Raw genomic sequence first — 22,278 nt, forward strand, 5'->3', positions numbered from 1 at the left:
GAATGCCAAAGACTACGAAAGTAGTGCTCCCTAACACCACACGAGTCATAGAGGGTTTTCGGGACACTGGGTATACTTTTGAAGCTTCCATTGCGGATATTGTAGATAACTCAATTGGGCCTGGGGCCGCCAACAACGTTCTTGTCAGGGTTGGCTTAGGGCCAAATGGGAGCCCGATTGTTGAGGTTATCGATGATGGTGTCGGAATGGATCTCGACGGTTTAGAAAATGCAATGCGGTACGGTGCAGAAAGACAGCAGAACGCCAATAGCTTAAGTAAGTTCGGGCTGGGAATGAAAACTGCTTCGACGCAGTTTTGCAAGCGTTTAGTCGTTGTGTCGATGCCTGCAGGGCATGATAAAAGCTATGCTGCAGCGTGGGACCTGGATACAGTGATCGATGCAGGCGAATGGGTTTTAGAGCATGGTGCTGCTGATGACGGAGAAGCGGAACTTCTGGACGACGGTCTCAGCGAGCTTGCAGGCTTTAACGGTCATTCGCCCACGTCTGGGACCTATGTCGGCTGGGAAAAAATTGACCGACTTTTGAAAACGCAAAGCGGTAAAGATGCCAAGAACCGTCACTTGGCAATGAAACGCACCCAAACTATCCTCAGGGACCATTTGCGAATGGTCTTTCAACGCTTTTTGGATCCCACTGATGGGCGTGCGCGTAATGTAAACATCTATCTCAACGCGGAAAAGCTGACTGCTTGGGATCCTTTTGCCGAGAGCCTAACTGGTGCCCCCGTCCGAGAACATACGTTCAAAATGACCGATCCTGAAGGAGGCCAACATGAGGCCGTCCTGCGCGCTTTCATCATCCCTCGGAAAGATGAAGTAGAAGATCTGCCTGCCTGGCAAGAAGCCCGCGTGTCACTTGAACGTCAGGGAATCTATCTTTATCGCGAAGGTCGCCTCATCGACGGTCCGAGCTGGCTTGGCACGGGAGCGTCAGAAACACACATAAACAACTTGAGAGTTGAACTTTCATTCGCAGCTCAGATGGATCCGGTTTTTGGGGTTGGAATCAAGAAGTCAGGCGTTCACATTGACGAGGCAATAGTCGAGCAGCTAACCGATATCCTGACACCGCTGCGACGCGAGGCAAATAAGCGGTCAAGAGCAGGGAACGCGAAATCAGCAGCAGGTGGTGTCGCAGCCGCTCGACCGACCGAAGTCACACTTGGCCGGTTGAAAGGGAAGCTAACGGTCCCAAGTGTTACGAAGAGCCCGGACGGCTCCATCGTCATGACGAACAAGTCAGGAGATGTACAAGTTATTGGCCCGGATGGACAGCCATCGGGCATTATCAATGTGACTGTCGAAGACGAGTTCTCTGCCATGAACGTCGTTCGGCGTGAATCGCTGAAGGACGGCGTGCTTTGGGACATGTCACTCTCCACGAACAACATTCTCCAAGTAGAGCTAAATGCCGGTCATGACTGGTATCAGAAGGCATACCTTCCTGTTGCTTCGAACAGCACGCTCGCCCAAGCAATGGAATTTCTTTTTTACGCGCTGGCTCAAGCCGAGCTTGATTCTACGACAGCCGAGAATCAAGAAATGTTCGACGAGCTGCGAGTTGACGTAAGTCGCAACCTCCGGAAGCTTGTGAAAGACCTGCCGTTCCCCGAAGAAACCGATGATGAATAGGTACGCCGAGCATGTCTGACTCGATTGATCACTCTTTGGTTCGTCTCAGTGCCTTGACTGGAATTCCTCTTGTACGTTGCACGGTGTCCAACGCGGGCATCCTGGCCGAAGGAGGACGCCTAGCAGGTGTTTCGGAAGGGAAAGGGCTGGTTGTGGCGCTGACTCGGACGATCACCAGCTCGGCAGCCATCGTCATGCCCGAAGATTCCGCCGGAGGCCTGGTTCGTCGCTTGGGACGCTGGGCGCAGGAAAATCCGGACGCTTGGGGTGCTGCATTGAATGAATTCGACGCGCTGAATCTCGCGCTAACATTCAGCGTAAACCACGAGATACTTGATGATCCAAGGGAGATACCGGACGGCCTATGGAGAGCGTTTGCTATCGAGTGCTTTAGGAGATCTCCAGCAAAAACCAAGGAGCAGATAACAGAAAGCCTCGTGCAAGTTGCCTGGCCGGCACTAGCTCTAGCATTGAACGGCATTTTAGAGCAAGACGAACAGGCTCCATTATCTGAGTTTGAGTCTTTGCCAGAGGGGGCGGTCATGTCTGTGAAGGTCAACCGCTATGAGCGTAATCCGCTGAACCGACTCAGGTGTATCAGCCACTACGGGTGTGAATGCTGGGCTTGCGATCTGGACTTTGAAAAGACATATGGTCCGCCGGCTGCAGGTTTCATTGAAGTTCATCATAGGATTCCGGTTTCTGCCATGGGGGAGGGTTACATGGCCGATCCCATTCGTGATCTTGTGCCATTGTGCAGCAACTGCCACTCGGTTGCTCACCGGCGTAATCCCCCTTATCAACCTTGGGAGTTGCGCGAACTGTTAGGACTAGCGCCGAAGAAACCAGAACTGCCAATTGTCGGGACTGAAACTTCCGACATTGATTATGTCTTGAGTGGCGTTTCCGTCACGTTCGACGGAGGGGCCACGGTGCCTTCGATGCCCTCTGCCCCATTGAAGCGATGAAGCCATTTCGGGGACCGTGCGGCATGGAAGCATCCGCAGCTAAGTAACCGAACCAGATTTTGCTGTATTCACCGCGCTATTCCAGCAAGCCAGTGATTCGTTTTTGCTGAATTCTTATGATGCGGGAAAACGTAGCCATCCAAATGCTGCATTGTATTTGGGTAGAGTGTTTGCCCCAGTGCTTTTAGTGGAAGTGTAAGGTTCCTCGAATAAGTTCGAAGGTTAAACGCTCATCGGCTTCTATCAGGCCTTCAAGTATTGGTCGACCCACATTGAGCACTCCAGAGCGACCTCGATCTGGGCCATTTCTCGGATTCCAACTGGCATGAACAGTTTGCCCTCTGATAATGATGGCCATGTGCGATGCAGCTTCGGGTGGTAAGAGCTTCTTGAGTTCGACGCCACAACGAATACGTCCGCGGGCTATGTCGGTTGCTGTCACCCTCTGCAGTGAACTATCCATTAGCTTACTCTATCCGGGGCTTGCCGTTTAGGACCGTATGACGTTTGCGTCGCCCCGAAATTCATTGTGGAACCGGCACTATGGGCTACTTATTCGACCTGCTCACCATTTCGTCACTGATCAGCTTTGGCGCCCTGGTCGCGTTCTCCGTGGTCAATCTGACTGGGATAGACCACTACTTCATTGACGAGAAGGCCCGTGGAGCTTGCGGGGTGATTCGCAACCTCGTGCTGCCAGGAATCGGCTTTGCCTTGACCGCCTGGCTTTGGACGAGCCTGAGTGGGTTGTCGTTCACGTTCGGGCTAGCTTGCGCGGTCGTTGGGTTGGTTTACCTGGCCTTCCTGACGCGCGGGTTCCGGGAACCGGCGCCGCAGTTGGAGCTCGAGGAAGTTTAGAGGCCCCTGCTATCGCCGGACGTTTGGTGACGTCACAGCGGCAGGTGGGGTTTGCCGTCGTCGATGTTCTCCATTGACCGTTGCTTCGCAAGGCATCCTGTGGAAGCCTCGGAGTGATCCCGTCGCCGGGGTGACGACGGGCAGACGAGAAGGAGCCAGGCATGGGACTCATCCACATCGACCTGTTCACCACGCTTGACGGTGTCGCGCAAGCGCCGGGTGGACCCGAAGAGGACCCGGCCGATGGTTTTGCGTTTGGGGGCTGGCAGGCGCCGCTGTTCGACGACGCGGTTGGCGAACAGGTCGAATCCGGGATGGTGGGGATGGACGCCCTGCTTCTTGGGCGGCGGACGTACGACATCTTTGCCGGGTACTGGCCGCACCAGGACGGAGGCATAGCGCAGCTGTTCAACCGCATCCCGAAATACGTGGCCTCGCGCCAGGCGTTGAACCTTGAGTGGGAAGGCACATCTCAGCTCGGTCCTGATGTGGTGGCTGCCTTGAACGAACTGCGCGACAAGCATGAGCAAATACACGTTATCGGCAGCCTCGACTTCGTGCAGACCTTGTTTGCCGAGCGGCTCTTCGATCGGCTCACGCTTTGGGTGTATCCGATCCTCCTCGGTGGCGGAAAGAAGGTCTTCGCCGATGGGGTGGTTCCGACGAACCTTGAACTCATCGAGCCGGTGGTCGCCTCGCCGAAGGGTGCTGTGATGCAGCGCTACGCTCTGGTTGAAGGGACGCCTGGGGTGGGGGATATGTCGGCGCAATAAGTTGTCTTCACTCGGTTCATCGGTGGGGGTGCTCTGCTCTGCCCGGTTCCAGTGTTCCCTTAGAACAGGAGCGAGCCGTTCGGGCTCGACCCGGTGCGGAGGATCGAAGTGGTGACGATCCTCAAACACCTCCACTCGGTAGTCCGGGAAACCTTGGACAGTCGATCTGCAATATCCCCGTACTGGTCCGGGTTGCTCAGTCCTCCGAGCACGTACAGGACTGGTTTTGCGAACGCGCTGAGTTGCTCACGGTCCAGGTTGTACTTCTCGAAATCACGCAGGAACGCTCGAATTCCTGCAGGTCGTTTGGCCATCCACGATGGCGGGTCGCCCGCCGGCGGAGGCGGAAGGACGACGTCGGGCCTTACCGACAGCCTCGTGAAGGCCTCCATGAACTGCTTTGGCGGCAGCGATTCGAGTTCTTCAAACCGCTTCCACAATCGGGAGTGTGCCTTGCTCCAATCCCAGTCTCCCGCCCAGGCAGGTTCCAAGAGGGTCAGGCTGAGCAGGCGCTCGGGGTGCTTGGCGGCAAAGGCGAGGGCTGCGGCTCCGCCACCGGAGTAGCCGACAAGGTGGAACGTGTCCCATTGTTTGGCGTCTGCTTCGCGTAGGACTCCATCGACCTCGGTATCAAGCGACCAATCGGGTGGCGGTTCGTCGGCGGCGTAGAGGTCCAGGTCCTTCGCAAACGCATCGATGTCAGGGCCCAGCGCTTTAATGAGGTCGGTGTAGGCAGGCGCAGCAGGAAGGACGCTGCCTGGAAGGAAGAACGCGCGGATTGCTCCCATGGGTGAACCATACGCTTGGGGAGGGGCGAGGGGGAGGGAGTTCGTCAGCTGCAGAACCGGATTGCGCCCACGCTAGTGAGTCGCGCCGTGCATTCTGAGTGTGTTGCAGCTGCCTTCATCGTCGAGCTTGCTGCTGCAGCCTGCGGTGGCGAAGCGCGTAGAACCTAGGCATTCGTCATAAATCTGCCATTACAGGCGCGCCACTTCCGTAAAACTAGCATTTCAGTTGCAGGGATATACACTCATTTCCATCGGTCCAGCAGAGTGGTCGTCCACTTCGCTCGCCCACGCGACCGGTATCGGTTTAGATCTGGGGGAAGATTCGCATGCCTAGTAATCGAAGGCCTCTTTGGTTTGGTATATCGCCGTTACAGTATCCCTTCGGGTGCCGGAACGGGCCCAACTTCCGAAAAGCCTGACCTTCCACTTACACGCGGGCTCAAAGGCTCATTCCCCGTCTTGCTGCACGCCTTATTTTCTTTGATTTCTCATCATCCTCGCTGCTTTGCCCTGCCCAAAATCCTCCACCTCGCATCCCTATGGAGAACAATGACCATCCCCGAAGTACCCCAACACCAGCCCGGAAGCGGCGTACCCCGCAATAGCGGGGGCGCCGATGACGCCACAATTCAGCACGAACAAAGCCGCATTGCAATTCCCGCGGTGGCAGATGCGGAGGCGCCGTCGCCACCAGCAAAACGCCGTGGCCAGCCATACATCTTTGGAGCCATTGGGTTAGTCCTTGGTGTCGTTTTGGGTGTCATCGGGACCATCACCATTGGTGGAATGGTGGAGGCAGGCAAGGCGGCAGCGGCAGCTGAAGCGGAAGCGAAGAAACCAAAGCCCCTGGCCGATGCCGTAAACAAGTGCCAGATGTCTGGCAAGGCGATTTCAGCAAGATTGGGCGATGACGGGCGTAGCCTCTCACTTGATGGACAAGGTGAAGAAGACCTAAACGGCCTTGCATGGAGTGACATCCAATGCGTCCTCAAAGCTGTCAACGTTCCCGACTACGTTCAAGAACAGATGAAATCGACTCGTGCTCTGGACGGAACGCAACGCGAATCTTGGGACAACTTCTCTGTGTCTTGGAGCTACCACCCAAATACGGGCATGAACGTCGTTTTGCGCTTCACAGACGTGTAGGCGCATGACCCGAAAACTTTCCGACGCTATGAGCGTCACTTCGCCTAGCCCGCTCATGCAGACGAGCATTCATTCATCCCACCACGACGGAGATTCATGGCCATCAACGAAACCGGACATAGCATTCCCGAAATGCCTGCCGAACCTCCAAAACACGAGGAAGGGAAACTCACCCCCAACCCTGAACCGAACGAGAGTGCTTCGGATGAATTGGACGCGGCCTCAGTGTCAGTCAAAAAGCTGGGCTGGCCCAGACGTCGGAATCGGACGACTGAGTCAACGCCCTCATTGGAACAATCAAGAAATGTGAGGGAGCCCGATGAAGTGACTCCGTCGACACCGCGCAGCAATCGGCGATGGATCTGGGTGGCCGCTTTGTCAGCCGTTCTTCTAGGCGCGGCAGTGTTCTTGGGGTCGATTCTGACGGACCCCAAAAGCAGTGGGGAATACAAGAGTTTGCAAGCCGACAATGTTCGCCTGACCACTGAGCTTAACAAATCCAAGACAGAGTACAAGACCCTTGAAGACGGCATGAAAGCACGCGAGGTCCGAGTGACAGCCGCCGGTCAGGAGCTCACAAAGCGTGAGGAGGCGGTCAAAGTCGCTGAGGCCGCAGTGAAAAAGCGGGAAGACGCGGTGACAGTGGCTGAGAAACAAAAAGCCGCGAACACTGTTCGGGAGGGGACTTGGACGGTGGGTGTGGATATTGAGCCCGGTACATACCGAACGGACACCGAGGTCTCGTCCAGCTGCTATTGGGGTATTTATCGCACGGGGTCGAACGGATCGGACATCATCGACAACGACATCGTGAGCGGTGGGCGCCCTACTGTTACGCTCGTCGCCGGGCAGGACTTCAAGACGACGCGATGCGGTGCATGGACGAAGCAATAGAAGCAGGGCTCATGCCTAGTATCTCCCGACCGAATTAGAGCCCAGCGTTTTAGCGATAGGAAGCAGCCATTTTTCTCACAATCCCTAGAACAATCGGACACCATTCTATATTCGACTATCGGTAATTCATTACTAGCCAGTCAGGTGCGATCTGCTCATTGCCGTTTTGACTGCTTTGGCTCTGGTTTCGTCGTTGACGCCAAGAAGGGTTAGCGGCATTCGCCCGACATAACAGCACTGTGTTTCTGAAATATCGCATGTCTTAGTCAACAAACATGGCAGTCTGTATATATGCTTCCCCTATTGGGGACTCTTTTGATGATCTCAATACCATTCGCATAGCTAAAGGAAGGTTTCAATGAAGAAATTATTCGCACTTATGGCGCTCATAGCTATCCCGGTGCTCGCAGGATGTGGTGCCAGCGGATCGACAACAGGAAACGCTGGAGGTGGTTCATCCGCTGCGTCACAGCCTGCGGAAAGCAAGGCCGCCGAGCCCAAGGTTGGTGAGCCTTTTACTGCTGACATGGGCGGCGGCAACGTCGCTAAGATCACCATTGTGACGGCTCAGTTTGTAGATTCGGTGAGCACTAATCAGTTTGCTCCGAAGCCGAAGGCCGGAAAGTTCCTCCAGATGGATGTTCTATGGGAGACCGAAAAGGGGACAACTAAGGCCAACTCCTTGTACTTCACCGTGAAGGATGCCGATGGGCGCAAGGGTGACATGGAGCTTTTTGGTGACGGAACCCTCGGGTCTGGTGACGTCCCTGCTGGCGACAAGATGCGGGGCTTTGTGAATTTCGATGTGGCGCCGGGGCCCGTGACGGTGACAATAACGAACCCGATACTCCAGCCAGCGGCAACAATCAAGATCGCACCCTAACTTGAATTGGTGGCCTCGGACGTTCGCCGTCCGAGGCCACCGAGCCACAGCACTACGCCTGCAACGAGGGGGAGAGGCCTGCTCAGGCCCCCGCGATCCGGCCCGCCACATACTCCGCATCCAGGCCCACTCCGGCGACTATCGATGAGTAGTGCCGCGTGAGCCAGGGCAGGCCGACCGTGTACAGGCCAGCTTGTTCCATGACGCCTCGCGAGTGTTTCGGGTACCCCCACTCATCCAGCACGGGCATGTCGATGAAGCTCAGGTCGAGCTTGTATCCGGTCGCCCACAGGATGGATGTGATGTTCGCTTCGGCAAGGTTCAGCTTGGCTGGTTCTGTTGGCAGCCAATCATCCTCGGGCTCCTGTGGTTGCTCGGGTGCGTCGATGCCTGCGGCGGCGATGTACGCCTCGATCGCGCGTCCCGAGCGCTGCGCGAAGGTTGACTCGACGGTTGCGAGGCGTTCGGGGAGGTCGTCGCTGAAGGTGATGACGCCGTCGTCGATGTTTTCCAGATGCCCGTGCAGGTGCATGCCGCGGCGGCCGAGCTCGCGGAGGTGGATGTTGTGACCGCCGTCCGTGCCGGAGAGCAGCGGGTTGCAGGCGAAACGGGCCGCGGGAGATGGGAGTCCCTCGCGGGTGAGGGCGTTGATGCCGTAGTCCGGCCCGTGTTTGCCGACTTCCAGCAGCCAGTAGATGAGGTCGTGGCCGCGGTAGCGGCGCGGCGCTTCAGGACACGTGGAGACGGCCAGGTGTACTTCGCGACCGGCCGCGTGCAGCTCCTCGGCGATCTGCCCACCCGACTGCCCGGTCCCGACAATCAGCACAGCGCCATCGGGCAGCTGCTGGGGGTTGCGGTACTCGTGCGTGTGGAGCTGGAAGACGTTCTGCGGGAGGTTGCCCGCAACGGCGGGAAGCTTGGGTACCTGATAGGCGCCCGTCGCCAGGACGACGTTACGTGCCTGCATGTGCCCGAGAGACGTCTCGATGGTGAACCCATCCGCCGCGCCTGCCAGCCGCGTCACCTCGACGCCGGTGCGAACCGGAGCATCAATCACTTCCGCGTACTTTCTGAAGAGATTCACAGCAGCGATCCGCGGTATGAACGCGTCCGGTTCTTCACCGGAATACGGCATCCCCGGCAGGCTCAGCGCGAGGTTCGGCGTGTTCATGTAGAACCCGTCCCACCGGTCCTGGAACGCACCTCCCAGAGAGTCTCGCCGTTCCAGGATTTGATGCTCGACGCCGGCCTGGGTCAACCAGTAGCTAGTCGCGAGTCCTGCTTGGCCTGCGCCGATGATGACCGTGTTTATCGGTTCAGTTCTCATCTCCAGCGCCCTCTGCTTTGACTCCAGTGATTGCGCACTGGGGCGGCTTGCTTGCGCAGGTTCAACCGTGTTCGGGATGGACGGATAGCTCCCATGGCTGAACTGTACGCCTCTGGGCTCTACCCAGGGAGACCCACCCTTGGCTACACCTGATTGAAGTCGGTGCTGGTTCTGGTATGGATTCTCATCGATTATGCGATGGCGTCACGGCCTGCAGGGCAAGCTCGACCAGGCGTGGCATCTTTGTTGCTCCATCCACAGTTCTCGGCTCGCGGAGATGCCCAGCAAGGGTCAGATCAACTAAGCCATGTACCGTCGCCCACACGAGGGCTGTGATCTCTCGGACATCGCCCGAAACTATATAACCGTCCAGCTGTCCCTTCGAGACCAGCGTGTACAAGTAGTCCGTACAGGCGGTCGCGGCGTTTTCAAGATCACGACTCGGATTACCGATTTGGAAGTCGCCGAACACTAGGCGGTAATGGGCAGGGCGCGCCATTGCGCCTTCTGTATAACCGAGCAGGGCGCCCCCAAGCGGGGTGCGATCGCCCACACCAGACGCAGCTCCTAAACGCATCTGCTCGCCCAGATAATCAAGATTCTCTGCTGCAACAGCGCTTAGGAGATCGTCTTTGTCTTTGAAATGTCGATATGCGGCCGTGCGGGACAAGCCCGCTTGGGAGCCGACGGCCCGCAAAGTCACTGCGTCGGGGCCACCCTTGGTCAGCAGATCGCTCGCGGCCGCCAATAGTTTCGATCGAGTCTCGCTGGGCAAAGAGTCCATGGTCAACCATCCTACCTACGGCAATGCGGCTTGATTGTTGACGAGTTGACACTGTCAACAGCAATTGTTACTCTGTTGACATTGTCAACAGATAGTTGGCTCTCGTGGCTGATTCGCACTCAAGGACACATGTCCGTCCGCAAACGAGCCCGGGGAAGAAAGAAGGAACAAACATGAAATCCGAAGATCTAGCCGCAGCGTACTTCGAAGTCTGGATGACGACCGATGATGATCGTCGCCACGAGTTGGCCAGCCAGGTCTTTACGGAGAGTGCCGTTCACTATGCGGTCCCCGCGAGCGTGGAATTCCGCGGAATCGAAGCGATCGAGAGCAACATCAAGCGAGTAAATACGGAGAACATCCAAGGGAACGGACTCTCTTTCACGTCCGGTGACGTGACCCCTAACCACAACACATTGCAACTCGAATGGTCAGTCGAGACCCCCTCGGGGCAGACGGTCGCCACTGGTCGTGACTTTCTTCTTATTAACGACGACGGGCGCGTGCAGGCTCTCTACATGTTCAACGGCGTCTGAGTCGGCCGGACCAAGGAGCGATCTAATCCAGGCCTCCCGAAGCGGGCCAGACCGTTTCGGGAGGTGTGGATCAGATGGGGGTGCGGGAGGTCAGTCGGCCTGGGTTTTGGCCGTCAGGTCAAAGTATTTTGGACAGTCGCTCGCACTCTTCCCACAGCCGCTTCCGGGCGTCGGGATCAGAGCCCATGCCCGGCGTCGGGAGTTCCTTGCGTTTGGCCCAGAGCTTGCCGGACACCGCCGCAGCCTCTGGCGAGGTGGCCAGCCAGACGGCCGTATCAGCTGCCTTCTCCGCGGGCTTGCCGAAGGTGTTTGTCATCCAGCGGAACGGTCCGCCAACATCCTGCAGAAGAGCGGTGTGCTTGACGAGGCCCGGGTGCACTGCGTTGACGACGATGTTGGATCCGCGAAGGCGCTCCGCGAACTCCTGCATCAACAGAACACGACCGAGCATTGTTGGTGGGGTAGAGCGGAGGTAGCTGTAGTTGCCTTTCTGAGTTTGAAGGTCGTCGAAATCGATCTTGGTCACCGAGGGGCCGCCCGAATACTTGGAAGCTATGTTGACGATCCGCGACGGCTGCCCCTCATCTCTGCTCGCGCCGCGCTTGAGCGCATCCAGGAGCAGATTCGTGAGAAGGAAGTAGCCCATCACGTTGGTGGCGAACGTGAGCTCGAGGCCATCCGCGGTCACGTGGCGTTCTTTGCGGAAAACGCCGGCCGCATTGACGAGCACGTGAAGCTCGTCGTGGCGGGAAAGGAATTCCTCAACGGCCGAGCGAATTGACTCTTGGTTTGAGAGATCGCAGGCAAGAGGCTCCAAGGTTGCGCCCGGGACCGCCGCCTGGATCTCGCGCAAAGCCTCTTCGGCCCGAGCTTCTGTCCGTCCAACCACGACGACGGTCGCACCTTCGCGTGCCAGTGCAGTGGCGATGGCCTTGGCAAGACCACCCGTAGCGCCGGTTACCAGCGCTGTTCGTCCATTCATCGAGGGCATGGCTTGATCTCAGCACGAAACGGCGTGTTTGGCGAGGGTATTTAGTTCTTGGAAGGCCGTGCTTTGGGTTTCTTAGCTGGGAGCCCGGCCACGTAGTCGAACGCTTTGGCCACCCATGGTTCGGCCTTCTCGGCGTCATCGTTCCAAGCTTCCGGAAGGCCGGTGTATGCGCCCATGGGACGTTCTTCAGGACCAAAGGGCTGAGTTTCATGATCAGCCTCGAGCTCGGCCTTATCAGTCTCAGAAAGGCGGATGCCGATGGTAGGGCCGAACAGTCCCGCAAACATGTTGCCGTTCACGAAAGCGCCAAGATTGCCGAACATTGGCTTGACGACGACATCGGGATGATCGGGCAGCACAGAACGAAAGCGTTCCTTATCGGCGTCCGAGGGCTTGGGCATCTGCATTTGCTTGTCCTCCTAGGTTGTACGTCCATGCCCAACTGTACGCAGAGCATGACGATCAGGCCGCAAGCCGCCGTAGTGCCCATTCCCAGCCAATCAGCTCCTGCTCCAGCCGAACTCTGTCCCCATAGCTGCCTGCCCGCAATCCCTCGTAGACGCGAGCTTCCTCAGGTGTCAGCCGACTCAACACAGCACGAGAAGGAGTTGCCTCCACGCTCCACGCATCCCGGTGTGCCAGGAGGGTTTCCTCGTCCATCAGCACGCTCGACACGTGCGGATGGACTGAACGCAACTGATCCAGAATGCGGAAGCCGTGGGTATCCAGATCCCCCCAGTACAGGACCTCACAGTCGTGCAACCATGCCGCATCCCGGACGGACGAGAAGCCGTAACCGGCGCCGAAGATTGCCAGAGTGTCCGGCCGTTCCGGGAGGGCTAGGAAGTTCACGAGGTTCTCGGTGATGATCACTCTGCTCACCGGAAGCCTGAAGGACTCAAACGCGGAAGCAGTCACCGTGATGTCCCGGGCATCACCCAGCAAGGGGATTGCCGAATCCAAGACACGGAAGCGGACCTGCTCCGGCTGGTGGAGGAAGCCGTGACGCTCCGCGAAGCGTGCAGCCGGGGTTCGGGCGGCCGATCGTCCCAGCAGGGAATCGTCGGCAGCCGAAGACTCAGCCACCTCAAGCAGTTCGTCGTCAAGCGCCTCGACGGTGGGTGTATCCCAAACCTCCGCATGCACCAGCGCCCCCACTATCTCGTCAATTGTTCGGCGGTGCGTCTCGATGAACTTCGTGTGAACCCCAGGCAGGCTCAACTGCCGCACATAAACACCAGGGGAGGGGTGGTCGCCGAGCCACAGCGCCACTCGGGCAGCAGTCAATGCCGCGTCGCCCAGCTCCAACAGAGCAAGTGGTCGCTTCAAAGCCCACGCCTTAAGAGCGGGATCAAGAGCTACAAGCGAAGAAGCAAGAGAACGGAAGCGCCCCAACTCCCGCGACTTACCTACAAAGGCAACCTCGTCCTCTACCGAATCAAACACGGCCACGGCGGGAAGTTGGTTTGACCCGATAGTGGTACGGCCGACGTCGACGGTTTCCAGACTGTACGGCCCTGCGGCGGCGAACAGCTCGGCAGCCCATTCGCGGGCGGCAGCGTAATCGTCCCGCAATTCCGTGGCGGATGGTCGCTTCAACGCGCGACGCCGTGGGTACAGGTCAGTCGGTTCAAGAGCCTCGCGCAGGAGCTGGCCGCGGTCCCATGCGGTTGCAGACAGCGATCGCAGCCCCGCCAGCGTCGTCCAACGACGAGCAAGAGCAGACTTAGCCGGCACGCTTCTCCCGTTCTTCGCGGTACTCGATGATGGTCATGTTGCGTAGCTGGGAGTCGTTGCCGTTGGTATTTGCGACGAAGCCCACGTGTGCCACAAACGGCTCGATAACGTTGATCTTCTGAAGTGGAGTGACGATCAGCAGCTGCAGTTTCATCCGCTGGAACAACTCCATCCCGTACCGTGCGGACTCGTCAGAGCCACGACCAAACGCCTCGTCGATCACCACAAACCGGAAGCTCCTCCCCTTGGCAGGGCCGCCTGCGCTGGAGCGTGAGGCGCCTTTGACAGAAGCCAAGCCGAATTGGAACGCCAGCGCCGCCGCAAGAATGGTGTACGCAAGCTTCTCTTTCTGTCCGCCGGACTTGCCGCCAGAATCCGTGAAGTGCTCAAACTCCTCGCCGGTCTCGGTCCACTTTTCCGATGCCGAGAACGTAAACCAGTTCCGCACGTCCGTCACCTTGGCCGTCCAGCGCTCGTCCAAGGTGGTGAACCCTTCACGGCCACGGAAACGCTCGATCAGCCGTTCCACCTGCAGATACTTCTGCTCAGAGTACTGATCATCATCACCAATCGTGCCCTCGGAGCAGGCCCTCAGGTCGATCCCGAACTGCCGCACATCCAGGTCCGTGGAGTTCTGATGCTCCAGTTGGATGTGCCTGCCCGGGTTGTACTCGATCTCCGCCAAGGACAGGTTGATCTCGCTGATCCGGTTCACGATGTCCTGCCGCCGGCTATCCAGGAACGCGTTGAACGCCACCACTTCGTGGATGGTGTTCTGCGTCAGGGAATCCTTGAAACGCGCCTCGAACCTGGGAAGGTCATCGCGCTCCAGCTGTTCGAGGAGCCGGTTGAACTCCTCCGCAGCCTCCAGCGTGGCGTCAATGTCCGTGGTCTCGTTCTTATACTTGTTGCGGAAGTCCGCCATGAGCCGCACTGTGGAAGCCGCAGCCGTCGCGATCTTTTTGGTCAACGCATCAATCGTTCCAGTCAGCCCGGACCGGACCGAACTTTCGGTAGAAACTGTATTCCGGTACGTGAGCGACTTTTCACCGAGTGTCTTGGCGGTGAGCCGCGCTACGGCAGCCAGTACGTCGCCGTCGTCCGTTAGCGGTTGTTCCTGCAAGGTCTGGCGACATTCCTCGATCACCGTTGCGATGTCCCTGGCATCCTTGTCGTTGGCCCCAATCCGCTCGCGAACCTTGTCGGAGCGCTCCTGAAGCTTCTCGATCCTCGCAGCGACCTCGGCCTCCTTGACCGTCAGCTGCTGCAGCACACTGCTCGCCTGCTGGAGTTGCAGCTTCTCATCCCTAAGCTCCTGGACCCGGCGAGCGGTCACCTGCCAGCTGATCTCCGAAAACTCGGTCACAGACCCAACATTGCCCAGCAAGCGGTTCAGCCGGGCGGCGTCACCCAGCGACGCGTCCACCTTCGCCAGCTGGGTCCCGACACTGCGGTGCTTGCCGTCAACGTCGTCCCGCTCAGCCCGAATCCGCACGATCTTCTCGTGGTTGTCCCAGCCAAGGACAAACGTCCGCCGGTCCGTCAGGCCCGTGCGGTCGTCCTTCTCATGCCTTCCCCGCGAGCCCTTCAACTGACCATTAACCGTCAGCGCCTTGGGATGCCTGCGGAAGTCCTCCACGCTGTCGCAGCAGACATAATCGAACCTGGTGCTGAGCTCATCCAGAAGGAAATCGCGGAACGGCGTGCCCTGTTTGATTGCAATCTTCGCGCCCAGCGTCCCGGGTGCGGGAGGCCGTTGCGGGTACGAGTCACCAATCCGCCGGTACACCAGCTTGCCCTTGAGATCATTCGCGTCCACCCATGAGCTCACCGCCGCATAGTGCTCAGCGGAAACCAGCAACTGGAGCGCAAAGCTCCTCAGTGTACGTTCAGCCGCGCCTTCCCACTCGGCCTCGCCGTCGCGGACGCGCAACAGTTCGGCAGCGTAGGGGAGCGCCGACTCGGCAATGCCGGTGCCCTCACAAATACGGCGCCGCAGTTCCAACTGCGGACGGGCCAGCAGGGTCTGCCGGGAGCCAAGGCTGGCCAGTTCGGCGTCGAGGTCCTCCCTGCGCGCGGCCAGCTCCCTGAGCTCCGAATGCAAAGCCGTTCGCCGGTCCTGCAACTCCGCTGCCTGGGCGGCAAGGTCCTGCTCAACCTGGCTCAAGCGTTGCCGGTTAGCATCGAACAGCACTCGGTCTTCGGGAGTGCTCAATCCAAGTTCGACGGCGGCACTGGTGTACTGCTCGAAGCGCTTGCGTTGCGATTGGAGCGCCTCTTCAAGCTGCGCCACTTCAGCGTCGATGGCAGCGAGCCGGCCACCACCACTGGTCCGAATGTCCTCTTGCACGATCGCGAGTTCGTGCCGCAGCCGGGCAATGTCCGAGGTCAGCTGGGTGCTGTCTTCGCGGAGCTTCTGTCCCGTCCGCTCCAGCTCGTCCTGATGTTCCAGACTCAGAGTCAACTGCTGATCCGTGAACCAAGGATGCAGCTGATCCCTTTGCTTGCGTGCCTGGCTTTCCTCCGCGCTGAGCTTCTGGTGGGTGGCGGCGCCTTCCCGGATCGGCTTCAGCAGCTCGATCTGGTCCTTGGCCCGGACTACGGCTTCGTGTGCTTTCTTGAGATCGTCGAAGTGCCCGATCAGCTTGCTGATCCTCGCATCGACGTCATCGTCTTCCAGCATGTTGGTCCGGACGAAGTGGGTGATGTTCTCCACTTGCTTCATGGAAACCGTGCGGTGGAACAGCTCCATGGCCTGATTGCCGCTGATGCCAAAGTGGCGCTTGAATGCGGCCGCATACGGATCGAAGGTGTCGTGAACGGTGACGCCTTCAGCGCGCAGCTTCTTCTTCAGCTTCGCCGGATCCTGGCCGAAGTTGGAGAAGTCCTCAGCGATGGACTGCTCCTTCTCAGCCAAGGAGTAGAACCGTGTGGGCTGCCCGGCTTCCTGCATAGTCCAGAGGGTGATGGCTAGCGTCACAGTCTTGTTGAGCACAGCGTTGTGGAAGACGCCGAGGACTACAGACAACGTGCCCGGCGCCCGGAGCGCCACGGGCTTGGAGTACTCGCCGCCAGTGCTCCGGGTGCTCTTGTGGAAGCCCCTCACATAGGACATCAGCGTGCGTTCCCGCTTCTGCGCGCCGGCGGCCTTGTTGTACTCGATGCGGTTGGCCGGCAGAAGGAGCGTGGTGATCGCGTCCACAACGGTCGACTTTCCCGAACCGATATCGCCGGTCAGCAAGCTGTTAGCGCCATCCAAACGGAACGTCCGCACACCGCCGTGGAACGTGCCCCAGTTCAACAGCTCCAAACGCTGAAGTCGGAACCCGGGCGGCAGGCCGCCGTCGTGCGCCGTTTCTGCTGTTTCATCGATGCTGAACAGCGTGTCCTGAACGTCAGTGGTCATGGTCACTTGCTTCCGGTGAGAGAGTCACGATAGTCAGCCAACCGCGCGTCGAACTCTTCCAGCCACTGCGCGTCAACGTAAGCCTTCAAAATGCGCATCACCTCGTACGCTTCCGTTTCGCCCTTCAATCTCCGGAGGAAACCGAGCTCCATAACCTTCTTGATGTTGGTCCCCAGCCGGTCCAGGATCCGGGCCTCATTGCTGGACTCGGGCAGGAAAACTGAGACCATGTCCTTGATTTCGGCCTCGGACATGATCAGCCGGAGCTCGCTGCTGTTGGTATCGAACTCCAGCATCCGCTTCCGGAGGAGGGCGAGCAGCAGGCTGACATCGAACGTGAGTTGCCTTCGGGGGATGAGCCGGGGGAGCGTGCCCTCAGGATCCTCGCGCGACTTCAGAAAGGCATAGCCCTCCGACTCGTCCAGGATCAGGTTGAGGCCCAGCACGGCAACGTAATCCCTCACCTGGGACGTGAGCGTGATCAACGACTGCCAGATCTTCTGATCGGCCTCCGCGTACACCACGCCCTTGAAGAGCCTGGTCACGACGGCGGGCAGTTCCTCGGGGGTGCTTGCTGTTTCGGTTGTCATGCCGGCCTCACGAAGATGATCTGGTCAATGGTTGCCTCTTTCAGCGTGCCATCCGGGAGCTGCCACTGGAGGTTCTGGGTTGTTTCCGCATCAATAGTGGCCCAGTCCGACTCGACCGCCAGCTGGTAATACTGCACCAGCTCTGCGAGCCCTTGGGTCAATGGATGTGCTGCAGTGATGTCCGCGAGCGTTGCCTGGTCCGCGTGTTCAAGGACGTCGTCGATGTTCGACTTCAGACGCTCCCTGTCTACGTGGAATTGGCTGAACAGGGCGCTCGCATCCAGGTCCTGATCGTCTGCGGTGACCACCTCGTCCATCACCATCACGCGGCTGCCAGGCTCGTAAAGCGGCCGTTCGAACGGCAACGCTACATCCACGGACGGTGCGTCGATCTCCATGAAAACGTTCGACGGCGGGTGGTCCCGTGTGTCCAATGCGCTCGCCTCAACGCTTCGGATCAGTTGCATAATGCGCTTGTTCTCGAGGAAGACTTTGTCGTCCAAGAGCCTGCGCATCTGCTGGGAGAGCTGCCTTACCGTGCTCTGTGTCTGTTCAACCGCCGGCAACCAGTCCTGGTGAAGGTTCGTGATGGTGTGGAGGTTATCCGCTTGCGCCAACGCCTCGATCTGAGTGGCACGCTGGAGGAGATCGTTCAGCTCGTTCCGCAATTGGGGTGACATGAGGTAGTCCCAGAAGCCCTGGAACGTGCGGCCTTGCAGGGAGCTGCCGATGTCCTGCTGGTTGGCGAAGATCGTGTCCAGAAGTTCGCCTTGGCTGCCGTCCCACGTGGCGATCTGCTCGCGGACTTGGCGGTCCAGTTTCCGGAAGTTCTGCTCGACCTCCCGGAAATCAGAGAGCAAGTCCTTCGCCAACGCCGTGAGTTGCTGGAAGTGGTCCAGAGCCTCGGGGCCGCTCATGACCTTGACGTCGCCCGCGCGGATCCGCTGCATCTCCTTGTCTATCTGATCCCTTTGCTGCTGCAGTTCGGCAAGCCGGACCTCTGGGTCGGTCTCCGATTGCTGAACCAGGGTTTTCAGGACAGCGAAGATGCTGGTCAGCCTGGATTGCGTGGCCACGAACTCACGGCCCCTCAGGCTCTCCACCCACCTGACGACGTCCTCGGCTGCGGGCGTGAGGTCGTAGTGAGGCTCGTCCTCCTGTTGAACGTAGTACTTGCGCAGCCAAGCCCGCTCCGGAGCTGCCCAGTCGTCAAGATACTCTGATGCGCTACGCGGGAATTTGTCCTCGCCGAAGGATTCCCTGACGCCGAACAAGACGTCGTCCAAAGTATCGATCAGTTGCTGGCGGCCAACGTTGCGCTGGTTAGGGCCTGTGAAAGCGGTCATGAAGAAGTGCAGCGCCAGCGGGGCGTTCTGGGCGCGTAGGAGGGCCCAGCCCGCGTGGTTCTCACGCAGGGAATTTATGGCGTAGAAGTCCACGTGCTCCCTTAAGTCTTCAGGTTTGTACTGGCTGCTGGCCCGGCTCTTGACTCACAGGCTAAGCCAACAGCACGACAATTTTCTTCGTCAGTCCGACCACCGGATTGATTAATCTGACGTCGCACTGGCTATCTGCTCAGATCTATGTAAACTTGACGGTGTTGTTGTGTTTGGCATTTGGTAGTTCAGGCAGTCCCCGTGATCCATCTGGATCGCGACCTTCTGAAGTAACGGTGGAGAACACCCCACACCGGAGACCCGAAAGTCGGGAGAATCTCCACCTTCAGTAAGGACTGAAAAAATGGCTACAGGTACCGTGAAATGGTTCAACTCCGAAAAGGGCTTCGGCTTCATCTCTCCTGAAGATGGCAGCCAGGACGTTTTCGCTCACTACTCTGCGATCAACTCCTCGGGCTACCGCTCCCTCGAAGAGAACCAGAAGGTTTCCTTCGACGTCGAGCAGGGCCCCAAGGGTCCCCAGGCAGTAAACATCCAGGCTATCTAGTCTTCGGATAAACAAAAAAGCAGGGCTGGTCACTGACCGGCCCTGTTTTTTTCTTGCCACGGTGATCGAACATATATACGAAGACTAGAAGTAAGAATAGAACACATATCCACATAGCGAATTACACCCCTGTAACTCGCCTTCGAACGTCCGTAGCGTGGTTGGTATCAACTACGAAACCGAGGGCCTCCCATGGACGAACAGACTGCAAACGACTCATTCCCGCCAGCTCATTCGAAGCAGCCTCACCACCTAGTCGAGTCGCGCGAGCACTCATTTTTGCCGGAATTGCCACCTAGACGGGCGTTAAGCGGCCTGTGCAAGGCTGTTTTGCCACCTAGTCCCGTTTCTGAAATCTAACCTGCGAAGTGAGCCGCATGTCGGTCATCCACAGAAACAGAAGGTTGGATCGAGTGTTCGATTCTGAGGTTCAGCGCATCCTCGATTTCGTCGGCCGCGGCATAAGCGTGCGGATTATTGGAGCCCCCGGAAGCGGCAGGACCACGGTGTTGCAAAACGTGGTGGCCAACCTGGAAAAAACCGGCATCGCTATCCACCTCATCAGCGGCCTCCGAACACATCGCTCAATCCCGTACTCAGCCATCAAGAGCCTGGGTTTGGAGCTGCGGCCCGGCCGCAGCGGAGTTATGGATATGGCAGACGCGCTCTCAAGCCAGTTATCCAAGCCTGGAAAGCACGTCCTGATAGTGGACGACATCCATCTGCTGGACAACGAATCGCTGGCGGTGCTGGAATCCGTTCGCCGCAGGTCCGACTGTCCGTTGGTCGTCACGGCTCCGGACAGCGGCTCGATCTCAAGAGGTCAACTGGCCGTCATGAACAGTGGCCGCGAAGCTTTGCTGCAACTGGACCCCCTCCACTTTGAGCAGGTACACACCTTGGTGACGCAGGTGCTGGGGGCTGCCGCTGATGCAGACACAACAGCAAGAATTCTGACAAAGTCCGGAGGAAACCCTCGGCTCATTGTCCGCATCACCGAGACTGCCGCCTTAAGCGATCTGCTTGTTATGCGCGGTCGTCAGTGGCAGATGACAGGTGACACCCTCTGGAACGACCATCTGAGAGGCACCCTCGAAGCGCTGCTGGCGGACCTTGCTCCGGAAGAAGTCACTGCCCTGCACACCATGGCAATCCTTGGCACCGCTCGTGTAGACGTTCTGCAAAAGGTGGTGCAGCCCGACGTGTTGGAAGGCCTTGAACGGCGGGGATTCCTGTCAGTCATGGACGATCACCACAATGGACCGATCGCGGCGATAACCCCGCCCGTCATCGCGGACTATTTCAGAGGCCAAAAGACGCTCAGGGACCGGCACCTCTTGCGGAACAAGATCGCTGGTGCCCTTGAAGGTGTGCCTCAAACTGCGCAGGGCAATTCAACGACTGCCGACTGCCTATCCCGGGTGCTGGGATCCTTGCGGCTCGAGAAGGGAAACGATGACGCCGTAACGGCCCGGCATTTTCACGATCACAGTGCCGCTCGCGAACGTACGCGCTATGAACGATGGCAAGCGAACAAGTCAGCGACCAATGCTGCAGCACTGCTCAGGGTTTACTGGGGAGCGCCGGTGAACGTTATGCGGGCAACCCGCGTCTGCCGGGAGACGTCCACACTCAACGGCGACCCCAATGACATTCTCTTTCTCACGATCACCAAGGCTTTCCTTGCAATCTACTCAGGGCAAGGCGTGGGTACGGCTGTTGGCATTCTGAAAGGATTCGCTGAGCAGAACCCCGATCAGGCGTCCAGCGCCGAGGCCACGATCCTCTTCATCAGCGCCTCCCATGGTCGGGTCGCACCAAGGACCGAGCCTTCTGCCGAAACCCCGCAGCCTACGTGGCTGGGGTTGGAAGGACTCGTCCAAAGCTTGCTCGAGCTGTTTCGCTTTCGGCCGGCTGCGGTCCTCAGTGTGACAGAGAAGGCTGAGGACGACGACGCCTTCCCGCACCTGCGTCCGTTCCTTCACGGCTTCGCGCTCTTTGCAGCAGGCAGGATCGAGGATTCCCTGGTCTTTGCGCTGGATTGGCGTGCCGAGGCCCGCCGGAATCTCGATCAATTCGGCGTCGTGGCCAGCAGCTATGTGGCAGCGCACGGTCTGTTGTACAGGGGCTACTTTGAAGAAGCCGAATACCTCATGAGCAGCGTCTTTGCCATGGGTCGTCCCGGCTTCGTGGTGGATGTCCTCTATGACGCCATGCTGCGGCTCGCCGGCCTACGGCATGCGACGACGGCCATCTCACCGGCGTTGTCCATCGCGTCGCAGGCAAGGACTGAAGTGCCCGATGTTGGCCCATTGCCCGGTATCGGCAAGGGAGTGCATGAGCTCATTGCCGCAGAGACTACTCAGCCGTCGGTTTTTGATCGGCGTGCCGTGAAGCTCATCAAACGTCAGATGAAGAGCGGCTACATTCTGGAAGCAGCAATGACGGCACTGCTCTGCACATGCCTCTCTCCAGGAGGGCCAGTCCTGGATCTCCTGCGCAGGATCCTCCGGGATAGCGGAGTGACGGCTCATGACCAGATGATGGCCGTTGCCACCGCCGTTGTGGAGGGCGATCACAAGTTGCTTGGTCTCCTCCTGAAGCACTACGAATTGGATGCCGACAACTATCAGATCGGCATGCTGCTCCGAGGCGCTCTCAAACGTCACGTTCTGGAGGGGAATACACCAGCGGCGGAGGCTATGGCCGAGGCTTCTTCTTTGTTCGCAGCAAGGTTTCCGTCGACCAACGAACAACTCTCCTTCAACACTTTCAGGACGACGCCCCTCACGGAACGCGAAATTGAGGTTGCCGCCTTGGCGGGACATCGCTCGAACGTTGAGATTGCTGAACATCTGGGAATCAGTGCGAGAACAGTGGAAAACCACATCTCCAACGCCCTCCGAAAAACGGGTGCAACCTCGCGTAATGGCCTCTTCATCCTCGTGGGGAATTCAATGGCAGCACGTTGACTCAAGTTAGGCTGAACGTATCTTCC

At 58.5% G+C, this 22,278-nt stretch carries 19 protein-coding genes; 10 read left to right on the forward strand and 9 right to left on the reverse strand.

Annotated features, from left to right (window positions below; all coding sequences use genetic code 11):
- The first annotated feature begins 2 nt into the window (after nt 1-2).
- From VUN82_06025 to VUN82_06040, 4 genes are all read left to right on the forward strand, one after another.
- Nucleotides 3-1,655 (forward strand): ATP-binding protein, encoded by a 1,653-nt coding sequence (locus tag VUN82_06025; GenBank protein ID XAS73398.1) that lies wholly within the window; start codon nt 3-5, stop codon nt 1,653-1,655.
- Between the two features lie 11 nt (nt 1,656-1,666).
- Nucleotides 1,667-2,623 carry an HNH endonuclease gene (locus tag VUN82_06030; GenBank protein ID XAS73399.1) on the forward strand — a complete coding sequence of 319 codons (957 nt, stop codon included), beginning with the start codon at nt 1,667-1,669 and terminating at the stop codon, nt 2,621-2,623.
- 543 nt (nt 2,624-3,166) lie between these two features.
- On the forward strand, nt 3,167-3,481 hold the full coding sequence (locus VUN82_06035) for a hypothetical protein (GenBank protein ID XAS73400.1): 315 nt from the start codon (nt 3,167-3,169) through the stop codon (nt 3,479-3,481).
- Nucleotides 3,482-3,642: 161 nt separating this feature from the next.
- Nucleotides 3,643-4,254 (forward strand): dihydrofolate reductase family protein, encoded by a 612-nt coding sequence (locus VUN82_06040; GenBank protein ID XAS73401.1) that lies wholly within the window; start codon nt 3,643-3,645, stop codon nt 4,252-4,254.
- Between the two features lie 59 nt (nt 4,255-4,313).
- On the opposite strand, the gene VUN82_06045 is transcribed toward VUN82_06040, so the two are convergent.
- A complete protein-coding gene (locus tag VUN82_06045) occupies nt 4,314-5,042 on the reverse strand; it encodes an alpha/beta hydrolase (GenBank protein ID XAS73402.1) in 729 nt (242 codons plus the stop codon).
- Nucleotides 5,043-5,591: 549 nt separating this feature from the next.
- Here VUN82_06045 and VUN82_06050 point away from each other — a divergent pair.
- The 3 genes from VUN82_06050 (at nt 5,592) to VUN82_06060 (ending at nt 7,965) form a co-directional block, all read left to right on the forward strand.
- Nucleotides 5,592-6,188, forward strand: a complete 597-nt coding sequence (locus VUN82_06050) for a hypothetical protein (GenBank protein ID XAS73403.1) — start codon at nt 5,592-5,594, stop codon at nt 6,186-6,188.
- A gap of 324 nt (nt 6,189-6,512) precedes the next feature.
- The gene (locus tag VUN82_06055; GenBank protein XAS73404.1) at nt 6,513-7,082 is read left to right on the forward strand and encodes a hypothetical protein; all 570 of its coding nucleotides are present in this window, start codon (nt 6,513-6,515) and stop codon (nt 7,080-7,082) included.
- A 358-nt stretch (nt 7,083-7,440) separates the two neighbouring features.
- Complete coding sequence (locus VUN82_06060; GenBank protein ID XAS73405.1) at nt 7,441-7,965, forward strand: hypothetical protein; 525 nt, start codon at nt 7,441-7,443, stop codon at nt 7,963-7,965.
- Between the two features lie 82 nt (nt 7,966-8,047).
- Here the strand turns inward: VUN82_06060 and VUN82_06065 are convergent, their stop codons facing one another.
- Both VUN82_06065 and VUN82_06070 read right to left on the reverse strand, forming a co-directional pair.
- On the reverse strand, nt 8,048-9,292 hold the full coding sequence (locus VUN82_06065; protein ID XAS73406.1) for an NAD(P)/FAD-dependent oxidoreductase: 1,245 nt from the start codon (nt 9,290-9,292) through the stop codon (nt 8,048-8,050).
- Nucleotides 9,293-9,476: 184 nt separating this feature from the next.
- Nucleotides 9,477-10,076 (reverse strand): TetR/AcrR family transcriptional regulator, encoded by a 600-nt coding sequence (locus VUN82_06070; GenBank protein ID XAS73407.1) that lies wholly within the window; start codon nt 10,074-10,076, stop codon nt 9,477-9,479.
- 173 nt (nt 10,077-10,249) lie between these two features.
- Here VUN82_06070 and VUN82_06075 point away from each other — a divergent pair, with 173 nt between their 5' ends.
- Nucleotides 10,250-10,612 carry a hypothetical protein gene (locus tag VUN82_06075; protein XAS73408.1) on the forward strand — a complete coding sequence of 121 codons (363 nt, stop codon included), beginning with the start codon at nt 10,250-10,252 and terminating at the stop codon, nt 10,610-10,612.
- 118 nt (nt 10,613-10,730) lie between these two features.
- Here the strand turns inward: VUN82_06075 and VUN82_06080 are convergent, their stop codons facing one another.
- The 6 genes from VUN82_06080 to VUN82_06105 are packed head-to-tail and all read right to left on the reverse strand — an operon-like array spanning nt 10,731 to nt 18,775.
- Nucleotides 10,731-11,603: an SDR family NAD(P)-dependent oxidoreductase gene (locus tag VUN82_06080; GenBank protein XAS73409.1), complete on the reverse strand. Its 873-nt coding sequence runs from the start codon at nt 11,601-11,603 to the stop codon at nt 10,731-10,733.
- A gap of 41 nt (nt 11,604-11,644) precedes the next feature.
- Complete coding sequence (locus tag VUN82_06085; protein XAS73410.1) at nt 11,645-12,010, reverse strand: TfoX/Sxy family protein; 366 nt, start codon at nt 12,008-12,010, stop codon at nt 11,645-11,647.
- 55 nt (nt 12,011-12,065) lie between these two features.
- Nucleotides 12,066-13,340 (reverse strand): Wadjet anti-phage system protein JetD domain-containing protein, encoded by a 1,275-nt coding sequence (locus VUN82_06090; protein XAS73411.1) that lies wholly within the window; start codon nt 13,338-13,340, stop codon nt 12,066-12,068.
- Entirely contained in the window at nt 13,330-16,746 is a 3,417-nt protein-coding gene (locus VUN82_06095) for an ATP-binding protein (GenBank protein ID XAS73412.1), read from the reverse strand. Before VUN82_06095 ends, VUN82_06090 begins: the two co-directional genes overlap by 11 nt.
- A 2-nt stretch (nt 16,747-16,748) precedes the next feature.
- The gene (locus VUN82_06100; protein XAS73413.1) at nt 16,749-17,336 is read right to left on the reverse strand and encodes a DUF4194 domain-containing protein; all 588 of its coding nucleotides are present in this window, start codon (nt 17,334-17,336) and stop codon (nt 16,749-16,751) included.
- The gene (locus VUN82_06105; protein XAS73414.1) at nt 17,333-18,775 is read right to left on the reverse strand and encodes a DUF3375 domain-containing protein; all 1,443 of its coding nucleotides are present in this window, start codon (nt 18,773-18,775) and stop codon (nt 17,333-17,335) included. The genes VUN82_06100 and VUN82_06105 overlap by 4 nt, the downstream gene beginning before the upstream one ends.
- A gap of 301 nt (nt 18,776-19,076) precedes the next feature.
- Here VUN82_06105 and VUN82_06110 point away from each other — a divergent pair, with 301 nt between their 5' ends.
- Complete coding sequence (locus VUN82_06110; GenBank protein ID XAS73415.1) at nt 19,077-19,280, forward strand: cold-shock protein; 204 nt, start codon at nt 19,077-19,079, stop codon at nt 19,278-19,280.
- Between the two features lie 413 nt (nt 19,281-19,693).
- Nucleotides 19,694-22,252, forward strand: a complete 2,559-nt coding sequence (locus VUN82_06115; GenBank protein ID XAS73416.1) for a LuxR C-terminal-related transcriptional regulator — start codon at nt 19,694-19,696, stop codon at nt 22,250-22,252.
- The last annotated feature ends 26 nt before the right edge of the window (nt 22,253-22,278 follow it).

The sequence above is a fragment of the Micrococcaceae bacterium Sec5.1 genome (assembly GCA_039636795.1).
Taxonomy (GTDB): Bacteria; Actinomycetota; Actinomycetes; order Actinomycetales; family Micrococcaceae; genus Arthrobacter.